Genomic DNA, 11,865 nt, shown 5'->3' on the forward strand with positions numbered 1-11,865 from the left:
GAAGGTAAAAACGTTGATAAGGATGTGATTAACAGGGAAAATTCGGACTAATGAGGGTAACGCGGGCTAGTTGTTAAAAAACCGTTCTTAAAAAGCAAAAACCGCTGAGCAACAAAGCTGATCAGCGGTTTCCACTATTGGTTGCGGGGGCAGGATTTGAACCTACGACCTTCGGGTTATGAGCCCGACGAGCTGCCAGACTGCTCCACCCCGCGTCTGTACTTTCAAACAATATCAGGATATTCTCTGATACTTTACATCTGGTTGCGGGGGCAGGATTTGAACCTACGACCTTCGGGTTATGAGCCCGACGAGCTGCCAGACTGCTCCACCCCGCGTCTGTACTTTTCAAACAATGCCAGGATATTTTCTGACATTTTAAATCTGGTTGCGGGGGCAGGATTTGAACCTACGACCTTCGGGTTATGAGCCCGACGAGCTGCCAGACTGCTCCACCCCGCGTCTGAGGAATGAGAGTATAAGCTGGTTTGATTAATATAGCAAACGTTATAGTCAGAAAGCGCATTTAGATGGTGCGGTGATACACTTCCATGTCAGGTAAAAAAAGCAGGCTAAATGAAACACCTTGTTTATAGTAACAATTCCTTTCAACGCATAATGAATGATGTGCCTTTCAAAACATTGTGCCCAGACCTTTAATTCGCTACCTATGAAATTTTGCTCCGAATGCGCGCATCCTGTATCCCTGCAAATCCCACCTGACGACACGCGTTCACGCTTTGTCTGCAGCAATTGCGGCACGATCCATTATCAGAATCCGAAGATGGTGGTTGGCTCAATTCCGGTATGGGAGCACGATGGAGAAATAAGTATATTGTTGTGCAAACGCGCTATAGAACCGCGACTCGGTTACTGGACGCTTCCGGCTGGATTCATGGAGAACGACGAAACCACTGAGGATGCTGCACGCCGCGAAACAGAAGAGGAAGCCGGTGCCAAAATCACCCTGCATGGGCTTTTCTCCATGATCAATGTCCCGCACGTTCATCAGGTACATTTATTTTATCGGGCGACTTTGCTCGACCTTGATTACGCGGCTGGCATCGAGAGTCTTGAAGTGGAGATGTTTACCGAAGCGCAAATTCCTTGGGAAGATATTGCCTTCCCAACTGTTGCTACCACGCTGAAGGCTTTCTTTAACGATCTCAAACTAGTGCAAAAAAATGGTGCCAGTTTCGGGTTCCATACCGAAGACATCTATAAGCCGATGCGCAGCAAGTAGTTTTCTAATCCGGCGCTAGATTAAGAAACTACTATCTACCTTAAAAACTTGTCGGGGTTAGACTTCGTTTATCCTGACAAGCCAACAAATGTTCGGTCTATCTACGTGGCAGATAGGAAGCAATCAACGCATCGAGCGGCATTGGCCGGCTTAATATAAATCCCTGAATTAAATTGCAACCGTATTGACGCAAAAAAACCAATTGATCATCCGTTTCAACGCCCTCGGCAATGACGCCCAATTTCATGTGGCGGCCAAGCTCAATCATGGCGCGTACGATCGCTCTATCTTCCCTTAAATGCGGTAGACCATCAACAAATGAGCGGTCGATCTTAATAGAAGAAATCGGCAATCTTTTGAGCCTTGAGAGCGACGAGTAACCAACGCCAAAATCATCAAGACTAATCCCTACACCGAGCTCACGCAGTGCCTGCATAACAGGAATCACCTTTTCGGGTTGCTGCATCAACATACCTTCTGTCAGCTCAAGGCAAAGATGATGGGTCCCGATGCCAAACTCTTTCAAGATGACGGTCAGCTCATCCGGCAAATCATTACTCGTAAATTCCGGCGCCGCCATATTGACATGCATTTCCAGGTTACTCAATCCCGAACGATGCAAATATGCAAGATCTCGGCACGCCTGACGCAACACCCAGCGTCCGATATTGATGATCAGACTGCTTTGTTCAGCAATCGGAATAAAAATGTCCGGCCTGACGATATCGCCGTTTGCCCTGCGCCAGCGGATAAGCGCTTCAACGGCGTGCATCTTCTGATCGCTATCATTAAATATGGGCTGGTATTCGAGAAAGAATGCATTATCAGTCAGCGCCTGATGCAGTTCGGCCTCCATGGTCATTCGTTGCGCTACGTCGGATTGTTCAATCGCTAAAGTATGGGAAGTACTATTCGAAAAAAAGCTGAGCGCATTTCTGCCATTCTTTTTAATACGATACATTGCGGCATCGGCGCTGCGCAACAGTTCCGGACTGGTCATCCCATTTTCCGGGAAGATGCTGATGCCCACGCTGGCCGACACCGTCATATCATTGCCGTCAAACAGAAACGGCATACACGCTGCTTGCAATACCTTCGATGCCAACGCATTCAATTGCTGGTCTAATGGCTGCGTGGCACCATCCGGTATCAACAAAATCGCGAATTCGTCCCCTCCAAGCCGCCCGACATAACTTCCTGATGGAACAAGTAGCTGTAACCGCCTTGCAAATTCCTGCAACACTACATTACCGGCTTCGTGACCGAACGCATCATTAACTGGCTTAAAACGATCCAGATCGATAAAGATTAAGCCAAACGATGTTCCCGCAATGGTCGAATTCTGACAAGTGTTATCGAGCATATGATAAAAATAGGTGCGGTTTGCCAACTCCGTCAATCCGTCAATCTGCGCTAACTGCCGAATGGTTTCCTGCTGCTCAAGTCGTTGTGCAGTCTGGGCGATCAATACACCTATTGTCTCGGAAAGAATCGGTAGCTGGGCTTCGTGCTGGCGGGAGAGTTTGCTATAAAATTCCAGCACCCCGGGACTATGCCGCTGACCGCCCTCCGTCACATACACGACCGGAAAGATGTAGCCAGACCGCAATCCGCATTTGACAGCGCCATTGTGACGCAAGAAGCCCGGCGCGCTTCCCAGATTTTCAATCCAACGCGCCTCGCCGGATTGCCACACCAAACCCACTGTGCCAATGCCCGCGGCCATCCTCAATGCGGCGCTTTCTTCGTTGAACGCTTCGAGCGAGTATTGGGGGTTGTGCCAGAAATGCTTACATAAAAGTTGCTGCGAGCCAGCCAGATCAGACTCCAATGGGCGATCTAAAGCCCAATAAGCACCCCATTCCCAACCTAAATTCTCACATACCACTTTAATAACTTTGGTGACAGCAACACCTAAAGTATCGGTACTTAACAAAAATTGGGTGCACTCAAAACTCAGCCGCTCACGTATCGCGACATGCTTTGAAGCAGTCGTTTCTAACAAAACGCCACTACGGACCGCGTGCTTCCTGGCGGACTGAGGCAATGACATCAGGCGGAACCAGTGCATACCATACTTCTCAGTGACAACGCGAAACTCACGGTCGACCGACTCGCCTTCCAGACTGTCCGTTTTGAGCGTCGCCTCCAAAACTTTTAAATCTTCCGGAGGCATGCTAATTAAGCAATTTTTTAGAGATGGATACCATCCCGCCTCGACTCCCAACATGCGCGCGGCATTAACCGACAATACCAACTGATCGGTCTTAACGTCGAACCACCAGCGCCCAAAGAACGCTGCTTGCTCACTAAAATCGGGAACAATGGCTTCGGAGAGCGGGGTTCGTAAGGAGGGCGTAACGCTTTCGTTATTCGGCCGTCCGAACACTGGGGCCGAAGATACCAAAGAGGAGAATTCATGCATAGTGGCTAATATCTCAATCTCTTGGATAATGTTAATTGTGACTAATTACAGCATATTCCATTACAGCAAATTTCGGGCCAACAAAAAGGTTCGACCATTAAGCGTCAATTAGGCGCGGCGTTCAACTATCAATATTATCGCGCACAAAAATGATGCAAGGCGCGTTCCTTGCACCATTTACTGCTCGGCAACATGCATTCTCATCCTTATAGGTTGGGCAGAAGTGGTTAATATGGCAAACTTGGATGCATGCGTCTTCAGAACTCAACGTGTCATTACTTTTTTATCAAGAAAAATCAAACGACGAGGATGAGTTAATGAGATACATACTACCAGTTCAGTAAAATTTCCCAATAAGCATTCTGATGTAATAGTGCACAGGGAAAATTTTTGATATTCAAAAATAGTTGACTATGAGAAAAACGCGATTTAACGCTGCTCACTTCCTTAAAATGGTAATCAAAAGCGCCCACAAGACGGTCAGGGACCGACGATGATTCCCTGGTTAGAAATTGACACACCATTTCCAGACGTGTCAGAGGCATTGGGACCGGACGATGGTGCGCCCGGACTACTCGCTGCGGGGGCTAATCTTTCGCCGCAGCGGTTGCTTAACGCCTATCGACATGGCATCTTTCCATGGTTTTCTGAAGGCCAGCCTATCCTTTGGTGGAGTACAGACCCGCGCATGGTGCTGGAAACCGAACGCTTCAAATACTCTGCCAGCTTAAAAAAAACCTTAAAGAAAATCCACCGTAATCGCGCTGATCGTCGCTGGCAGATTCGCTTTGACTTTGCTTTTGAGGAGGTCATGCATGCATGCGCCGCGCCACGGCGAGATGGTCAAGGCACATGGATATCAGATGAGATCATTGAGGGCTATCGGGCACTTCACCACCTCGGTTATGCGCACTCAGTGGAAGTCTGGCTTGATGGCAAGTTGGTTGGAGGCGCTTATGGTGTCAGCATCGGACGGATGTTTTATGGTGAATCAATGTTCGCGCGTGTCACCGATGCCTCCAAAATTGCACTGGCCTACCTGGTTCACTTTCTGCGTCAAAACGGCGTTACGCTGATTGACTGCCAGCAGGAGACGCCGCATCTTGCTTCGCTAGGTGCGGTTCCCATTTCTCGCGACGCCTTTATGCGACATCTCACCGAAGCGATAAATCATCCACAAATTCACAACTGGCGACCGATACCATTGTTCCCATAACAAGATTAGTAAGCATGGACTTACTAGCTGGTAAGTAAATTTGGCAAGCTATTGCAGTTTTCGGGTTGGTGCCAGGAGCGCGCCACCAACACGACATTGCGCTTACGGTGTAAATTACAGCTATAGGAAATACGCAAAATGATCCCGACAACGGGTTTGTATCCTCTCCGGAAAAACACAGTACGTTAGTATCGGGCCGCATAGACGGCTAGGAAAGCTCAACGTTGCCGGAGCGGTTTGCGAAAGTCCGAACTATTGAACCGGTCAGGAATAGGTACATGACGCACTTAAAAGATCTCCCATTTTCAACCCTCCAATTTTACGCAACGGCACCGTACGCTTGTAGCTATCTGGATGGGCGCCAGGCACGCTCACTGGTAGCGACGCCGTCGCACCTGATCAATGCCGATGTCTATTCCGAACTAGTCAAAAATGGCTTTCGACGCAGCGGCATTTTCACCTATCGACCTTGTTGCGATGGCTGCCATGCCTGCACGCCTGTGCGCACACTGGTCAACGCGTTCATCCCTAATCGCAGTCAGCGCCGAGCTTGGGAGAAACATCGTCAGTTGACCGGCTTAGTCACCAATCTTGCTTACGTACATGAGCACTACGAACTCTATTTACGTTATCAAATTTCACGTCACGCAGGTGGTGGTATGGATCAGGACAGTCGGGATCAATACGCGCAATTTTTGCTGCAAAGTAAGGTCAATACCCGTTTGGTCGAGTTTCGCGAACCAGACGGCACGTTACGAATGATCAGCATCATTGACGTGCTTAATGACGGACTATCTTCGGTCTACACGTTTTATGACCCAGACGTGATCGGTGCATCCTTTGGTACTTACAGTATTTTATGGCAGATCAAACAGGCGCAACAACTCGACATGGCGTATGTCTATCTTGGCTATTGGATCAAAGATAGCCTTAAAATGGCATACAAAATAAACTTCCGACCACTGGAAGCGTTAAGGGAAAATGAATGGGGTACGTTAGAATAGTGAAATTCGCCGACGTAAACTAAAAAATGGGACCATTCCCTTGTCTTATTGCCGGCCCACCAACCAGTTCTATACAACCGTTACCGCTCAGCCTACCGTGCCTTCCAAACTCCTGTACAACCTTGCCCGCCCCGCCCTATTCTCACTCGATCCAGAAGCCGCCCATCATCTGACCATGGCAGGTTTACGTCGTGCTCAGTCAATGGGACTTACAGCACTATTACCAAAACCAGCCCGAGATCCGCGCATCGTCATGGGAATAACCTTTCCCAACCCGATCGGACTGGCCGCCGGACTGGATAAAGATGGATCTACGATTGACGGCCTGGCTGCGCTGGGATTCGGTTCGATTGAAATCGGCACTGTGACGCCAAAAGCCCAGCCAGGCAACCCGCGACCACGCATGTTTCGACTCCCCGCTGCCAACGCCCTCATCAATCGCATGGGCTTCAACAACGGTGGCGTCGATGCATTTATCAAAAACGTGCAATCGTCGAAGTTTTATCAGGAACGTACTGGTGTGCTCGGGTTAAACATCGGCAAAAATGCCTCCACGCCAATTGAAAATGCCGCAGACGATTACCTTTTTTGCCTGGAAAAAGTCTATCCGTACGCAACCTATGTCACGGTCAATATCTCGTCCCCGAACACCAAAAACCTGCGTCAATTACAAGGCGCATCAGAACTCGACGCACTCTTGTCACAACTCAAGCATGCGCAGCAGAAGCTGGCAGATCAGCACAAACGTTATGTACCCGTCGTATTAAAAATTGCCCCGGATATCGACGCAGAACAAGTTAAAACCATCGCAGATGCGTTGTTGCGCCACAAAATGGACGGCGTCATCGCGACCAATACCACTATCACGCGTGATGCAGTCAAAGGACTTCCTCATGAGAATGAAGCTGGTGGTCTATCAGGTGCGCCAGTGTTTGAATTATCCAACACCGTCGTGCGCCAACTGCGTGCTGAGTTGGGTGATGCGATCCCGATTATTGGTGTGGGTGGAATTTTGAGCGGTGCCGATGCGCAGACCAAAATGGCGGCTGGCGCAGCGCTAATACAGCTATATAGTGGACTGATTTATCGCGGTCCGTCTTTGGTTCGGGAGTGCGCAAACGCACTTAGGAAAAACGGGATAAATTGAAAAATGCGTTGGTCAACTCGTCTCAAAGTGAGTTATAAAGTTACGTGCGAAGCGAAATGACCAATTCTTCCTGACCTCGAACCGCATATTCAACCGCTGCAACCATGGCGCAATTGCGTTATCGCGTCATGGCTCGCCGTAGCATAAAACTGAGTCCATCGACAGCGGCGACCATCGCTAGCATGGCAACAATCACGCTAGCCGCTTGCGGCATCTGAAACAGCGACAGATGATATTTCAACATTTGGCCTAAACCGCCTGCGCCCACGACCCCCAATATAGCCGCCGCCCGGATATTATTTTCCCATCGGTACAGCGTGTATGACATCATTTGCGGCAAGGTTTGGGGCATCGTTGCGTATAAAAATGCCGGGATAGCTCGCACGCCGTTGATGCGCAAAGTGGCCTCGGGCAGCGACGACGTATTTTCATACGCATCGGCAAACAGGCGACCAAGGACGCCTGAAGTATGCGCCGCCAGCGCCAGCGTTCCGGCGAATGGCCCCAATCCTGCCGAGATCAAAAGAATGGAAGCCCAGACTAGTTCCGGGATTGACCGCAAAACGTTCAACAGCGTACGGGTTGCGGCGCGTGCAGTGCCACCGAAACGACCACTCGCCACCAAGCCAAGCGCGACACCGGCCATCGCCGCCAGAATCGTACCGAGTGCCGACATTGACAGCGTTTCTGCCGTACCTACCGCAATCTTAAGCAAAAATGGCGTAGATAATTCCGGCGGCGCAAAACCATGCAAAAACTCACCCGTCGTTCGCACCGCTTCTTGTGTAAAAAAGGCGCTCCACGTTAAGGAAAGCGAAAGAAAGCTTGCAATCACCAGCGCCAGCAAACAGCTCAACAACGCCACCGTCGAAAAACGCCAGCGCGGTGCTTTCGGTAACCCAGCGAGTACAGACAAGGGAGAAGCGTCAGAGTTGTGCATCGTCCTTCTCACTCAAGCCTCCCGCGCAACATTTTGCTCACCGCGTCAGCGCCTGCGACCAACAACACAAACACCAGCAACATCGTCGACAATTCCGCACCGGCCATCATTTTCATCGATTCATCCATTCGCTGGCCGAGACCGCCAGCACCGACAAAACCCATCACCACGGAGCCACGTATCGCGCATTCCCAACGATAAACGGTATAACTCACGAGTTCGGCCGCCGACTCTGGTAGCGCACCATGCAATAGTGCGGCCAGCCGTCCACTACCGTTTTTAAGCAACGTATCGGATGCGTGCGAATCGGATGACTCCAGGATTTCTGCGTAGACTTTTCCTAGCATTCCGCAATACGTCAGCGCAATCGCGATCACGCCAGCGGTGGGTCCCAGACCAACAATCCGCACCAACAATAACGCCCATACCAGTTCAGGTACGCTGCGCAACAACACCAGCAACCAACGGACGATTTGTCGGGATGACTGCGCCAGCAAACCCATGCGCCCCGTACCTATCCGCGACAGGGATAAATGTGATGTGACCACAATCGTCATCGGTATCGCCACCACCATCGCCAAAGTCATACCAACGGTTGCCATGGCGACGGTTTCCCACGTCGCGGCCGCAACCATTTTTAAAAACGATAACGAGTGCGCGGGTGGTACAAAACTCGCCAGAAATTTCCCCGTTGCGCTTAAGCTTTGCGTGTCAAACAAGGTCCACGGCTTAAATTCGCTGAGCTGCAACATTGGCCACAACAGCAAAAGAGCAATGATCGTGACCACGACCCGACCCCGCCAGGCGGGATCTCGGTATTGATCAAGATGTTGATCGCGTTTGGGCTGGATCGCGATAGCTGGTGGTGTGCGCATGACCGGCATCAACAACGTGGAGTGAGGGCGGCCGGTATCAGCGCTGGCACAGCCGGTGGCGACTGATGATCCCGCTGCGCCGAATCCATATCGGGATCGGCTCCCGTGGCGCTCTGGATAACATTGCCGAATCCATGGCTCTGTCCCCGGCTCTGATACAGCGCGTCAATCATCGCGTCGGTAACCTCATCGCGTGCGGCGTCGAATACGATACGCCCATCTCGCAGACCGATAATCCGCGGAAAATGCGCACGCGCCAATGCCACCTGATGCAGACTACATAGCAGCGTTGCACCACGCGCAGTGGCTTCCTGCTGGAGTACCGCCAGTGTTTGCAACGACAGAATAGGATCTAACGCGGATAGCGGCTCATCGACCAAAAATAAATCAGCGCGACTAATCAGCAGCCGCGCGATCCCACAACGTTGCCGCTCACCGCCCGACAAGCGGTCAACACGGGCATATAATTTATCCTGGAGATTGACGCGCGCCAGAGCGTTGAACGCAGCAACTGGGTCGACCGGCTTCACTAATGACCGGATCGCTTGCCACACACTCCATTGCGGCAACAATCCCGCTAATACCGCACTTACCACGCGTTGGCGCGGCGGCAATGGTGGTGTTTGGGGTGCCAAAAAAAGTCGGGTGCGCATGGCGTGACGGGCGGCGCTGCTTAAGCGCCATGGATCATGGCCAAATAATGTAAAACTGCCCTGATCCGGTTTCAGTGCACATGCCAACGTGTGCAGCAACGTCGTCTTACCCGCTCCGGACGGTCCGATCAGCGCGATTTGCTCACCCTGATCAACGGACAAACTCAAGTCGCGCAAAGCCAACCCAGCATCAGTGGCGCTTGGGTGACGGACGGACATATTGGTGAAGGAAAGTATCATACTGAAAAAATTAAACCGGAAAAATTAAAATGCAGTCCCACGGTGACAGCTTGGATTTTTACTTCAGCAAGCCTGCGTTACGAGCAGCAGATTCGATAGAAGTGTAATTTTCCGCTTTGGTTGGTATAAAACGTGTGGTGCGCTGCAAATCCAGAATTTCTTTGTCTTGTGGATTATCTTTATTCAACGCCAAAAACGCATCGGTCAATTTTTGACGTACTACCGGATTCATGTCTGAGCGCACACTCCAGTTATAGTCGTAATATCCCGGCGTGGTATAAAACACACGGACCACTTTTGGGTCAACTTTACCTTCCGAAACCAGTTTTTCCCATACTGAAATATTTAACGCGCCTGCATCGACTTTTCCGCCAGCGACCGCAGCAACAGTGGCATCGTGAGCGCCAGAAAAGGCAATGCGCTTCATATCAACATCAGGATTGATATGTGCAGCAAGCAAATAGAAGCGCGGCATCAAATGACCAGACGTGGACGACTCCGAACCGAAGGTGAAATTCTTACCCTTCAAATCCTCCAGTTTAGTGATCGACTTATTTGTCGTCACAAATACGGACTGAAATTTTTGATCCTCTTCACGCTGTACGATAGGAATCACTTTGCCGCCACTGCGGGCATTTGCCTGCACGAAGGTGAAACCGCCAAACCAGACCATATCGAGTTTATTATTAATCAAACCTTCGACCGACGCTGCGTAGTCAGTCACCGGAGTGAACTCAACTTTCATGTTCAGTTTTTTCTCAAGATAAGCCCCGAGCGGTTTAAACTTGCGCTGCAATTCGGTTGGTGCCTCGTCCGGAATCGCCGACACGCGTAAAACCTGTTGCGCATAAACCAAACCCGTAGCGCTCAGAGAAATTACTGCTGCCAGGGTTGCGAATAGCGATTTCATATTCAGCAAAGAAGAAAGTCGGATCATCGTGCGGCCTTAGTTTATTTGATTGATTAATCGGTTAGTACGTTTTTCAGGACAATTGCTTGGTTGACGCTGGAACTGTAGTACACCTTACTTAGCCCGAACATTCGAAAAACGCTCTCAGGCCAATACATGAATGCCAGCAACTCCCGCTTGCATCTCGCCCACGACAGCGGCATCGCCAAACCCTTCACGCTGAAACAGTTCCAACACCGCATCGACCGCATCCGGCGCACAAGAAACCAGCAATCCACCCGATGTTTGCGGATCTGATAATAGTGCTTTTTGCACGGCACTAATGCCATTTCCTAACGTGACTTCGTGACCATAACCATCCCAGTTACGTCCCGATGCGCCCGTGATATAGCCTTGCTCTGCCAATTGATGCACGTCAGGCAACAACGGAATCTGATGCATATTCAGCGTTGCGGTAAGCTTGGCGGCACGTGCCAATTCCAGCAAGTGGCCCAACAAACCAAAACCGGTCACATCAGTCAGCGCGTGGACACCGTCCAGTTCGGACAACAGTTTACCCGGCTTATTAAGCTTGGTGGTGTTCTCTATCAGTGCCGCGTAGCCCTGCGCATCCAATGCGTCTTTTTTCAGCGCTGCCGACAGAATGCCGACCCCAATCGGTTTGCCTAAAATAATCTTGTCGCCCGCTTTGGCACCCGCATTGCGCTTGACCTTCGAGGGATGCACCAGACCAAGCACCACCAGACCATAAATCGGTTCGACCGAATCAATCGTATGACCGCCAGCAATCGGGATACCGGCTTCAGCACAAATTGATTCGCCACCCTTGAGAATTTTGCCGATCACTTCAATCGGCAACTTATCGATCGGCATACCGACCAATGCCAACGCCATGATCGGTGTGCCGCCCATCGCATAGACGTCTGAAATCGCGTTAGTGGCGGCGATACGTCCGAAATCGTAAGGATCGTCGACTATTGGCATAAAAAAATCGGTGGTGGCGATCAGCGCTTGTTCGTCATTTAATTTATAGACGGCGGCATCATCGGCGGTTTCGATCCCGACCATTAGCTCCTTCGGCACCGCAAAGCCAGTTGAATTTTTCAGTATCTCGGCGAGAACGCCCGGCGCAATCTTGCAACCACAGCCGCCACCGTGAGAGAAAGAGGTGAGTTTGATGGTCGGCTTGATTGTCAGTGAAGCAGCGGTTGG

At 50.6% G+C, this 11,865-nt stretch carries 10 protein-coding genes and 3 tRNA genes; 4 read left to right on the top strand and 9 right to left on the bottom strand.

The window, feature by feature from the left end; translation table 11 throughout:
* Positions 1 to 138: 138 nt before the first annotated feature.
* The 3 genes from ACXX82_RS02985 to ACXX82_RS02995 form a co-directional block, all read right to left on the bottom strand.
* A tRNA-Met gene (locus ACXX82_RS02985) sits at positions 139 to 215 on the bottom strand.
* Between the two features lie 46 nt (positions 216 to 261).
* A tRNA-Met gene (locus tag ACXX82_RS02990) sits at positions 262 to 338 on the bottom strand.
* A 47-nt stretch (positions 339 to 385) separates the two neighbouring features.
* Positions 386 to 462: transfer RNA gene (locus ACXX82_RS02995), tRNA-Met, on the bottom strand.
* Positions 463 to 670: 208 nt separating this feature from the next.
* Here ACXX82_RS02995 and ACXX82_RS03000 point away from each other — a divergent pair.
* Positions 671 to 1,243 carry an NUDIX hydrolase gene (locus tag ACXX82_RS03000; protein ID WP_458562384.1) on the top strand — a complete coding sequence of 191 codons (573 nt, stop codon included), beginning with the start codon at positions 671 to 673 and terminating at the stop codon, positions 1,241 to 1,243.
* 97 nt (positions 1,244 to 1,340) lie between these two features.
* Here ACXX82_RS03000 and ACXX82_RS03005 read toward each other — a convergent pair whose 3' ends face one another.
* Positions 1,341 to 3,668, bottom strand: a complete 2,328-nt coding sequence (locus ACXX82_RS03005) for a putative bifunctional diguanylate cyclase/phosphodiesterase (RefSeq protein ID WP_323506408.1) — start codon at positions 3,666 to 3,668, stop codon at positions 1,341 to 1,343.
* A 493-nt stretch (positions 3,669 to 4,161) separates the two neighbouring features.
* On the opposite strand from ACXX82_RS03005, the gene aat reads away from it, so the two are divergent.
* From aat to ACXX82_RS03020, 3 genes are all read left to right on the top strand, one after another.
* Positions 4,162 to 4,884 (top strand): leucyl/phenylalanyl-tRNA--protein transferase, encoded by a 723-nt coding sequence (aat, locus tag ACXX82_RS03010; RefSeq protein WP_322239890.1) that lies wholly within the window; start codon positions 4,162 to 4,164, stop codon positions 4,882 to 4,884.
* Between the two features lie 278 nt (positions 4,885 to 5,162).
* A complete protein-coding gene (locus tag ACXX82_RS03015; RefSeq protein ID WP_322239892.1) occupies positions 5,163 to 5,888 on the top strand; it encodes an arginyltransferase in 726 nt (241 codons plus the stop codon).
* Between the two features lie 97 nt (positions 5,889 to 5,985).
* Positions 5,986 to 7,035: a quinone-dependent dihydroorotate dehydrogenase gene (locus tag ACXX82_RS03020; protein WP_458562385.1), complete on the top strand. Its 1,050-nt coding sequence runs from the start codon at positions 5,986 to 5,988 to the stop codon at positions 7,033 to 7,035.
* 118 nt (positions 7,036 to 7,153) lie between these two features.
* Here ACXX82_RS03020 and phnE read toward each other — a convergent pair whose 3' ends face one another.
* The 5 genes from phnE to selD all read right to left on the bottom strand — a co-directional run bounded on the left by phnE (position 7,154) and on the right by selD (position 11,844).
* Positions 7,154 to 7,975 (bottom strand): phosphonate ABC transporter, permease protein PhnE, encoded by an 822-nt coding sequence (gene phnE / locus ACXX82_RS03025; protein ID WP_458562386.1) that lies wholly within the window; start codon positions 7,973 to 7,975, stop codon positions 7,154 to 7,156.
* Between the two features lie 8 nt (positions 7,976 to 7,983).
* Positions 7,984 to 8,850: a PhnE/PtxC family ABC transporter permease gene (locus tag ACXX82_RS03030; protein WP_458562387.1), complete on the bottom strand. Its 867-nt coding sequence runs from the start codon at positions 8,848 to 8,850 to the stop codon at positions 7,984 to 7,986.
* 8 nt (positions 8,851 to 8,858) lie between these two features.
* A complete protein-coding gene (locus ACXX82_RS03035) occupies positions 8,859 to 9,743 on the bottom strand; it encodes a phosphonate ABC transporter ATP-binding protein (protein WP_458562388.1) in 885 nt (294 codons plus the stop codon).
* A 58-nt stretch (positions 9,744 to 9,801) separates the two neighbouring features.
* Positions 9,802 to 10,680, bottom strand: a complete 879-nt coding sequence (locus tag ACXX82_RS03040) for a putative selenate ABC transporter substrate-binding protein (RefSeq protein WP_458562389.1) — start codon at positions 10,678 to 10,680, stop codon at positions 9,802 to 9,804.
* Positions 10,681 to 10,797: 117 nt separating this feature from the next.
* Positions 10,798 to 11,844, bottom strand: a complete 1,047-nt coding sequence (selD, locus tag ACXX82_RS03045; protein WP_458563953.1) for a selenide, water dikinase SelD — start codon at positions 11,842 to 11,844, stop codon at positions 10,798 to 10,800.
* Positions 11,845 to 11,865 lie beyond the last annotated feature (21 nt).

This window comes from Glaciimonas sp. GNP009 (genome assembly GCF_054343755.1).

What these genes read in the sequence shown, in the direction of transcription:
- ACXX82_RS03000 (WP_458562384.1), top strand. Translation starts at nt 671, where the DNA reads ATGAAATTTTGCTCCGAATGCGCGCATCCTGTATCCCTGCAAATCCCA.
- ACXX82_RS03005 (WP_323506408.1), bottom strand. Translation starts at nt 3,668, where the DNA reads ATGCATGAATTCTCCTCTTTGGTATCTTCGGCCCCAGTGTTCGGACGG.
- aat (WP_322239890.1), top strand. Translation starts at nt 4,162, where the DNA reads ATGATTCCCTGGTTAGAAATTGACACACCATTTCCAGACGTGTCAGAG.
- ACXX82_RS03015 (WP_322239892.1), top strand. Translation starts at nt 5,163, where the DNA reads ATGACGCACTTAAAAGATCTCCCATTTTCAACCCTCCAATTTTACGCA.
- phnE (WP_458562386.1), bottom strand. Translation starts at nt 7,975, where the DNA reads ATGCACAACTCTGACGCTTCTCCCTTGTCTGTACTCGCTGGGTTACCG.
- ACXX82_RS03030 (WP_458562387.1), bottom strand. Translation starts at nt 8,850, where the DNA reads ATGCGCACACCACCAGCTATCGCGATCCAGCCCAAACGCGATCAACAT.
- ACXX82_RS03035 (WP_458562388.1), bottom strand. Translation starts at nt 9,743, where the DNA reads ATGATACTTTCCTTCACCAATATGTCCGTCCGTCACCCAAGCGCCACT.
- ACXX82_RS03040 (WP_458562389.1), bottom strand. Translation starts at nt 10,680, where the DNA reads ATGATCCGACTTTCTTCTTTGCTGAATATGAAATCGCTATTCGCAACC.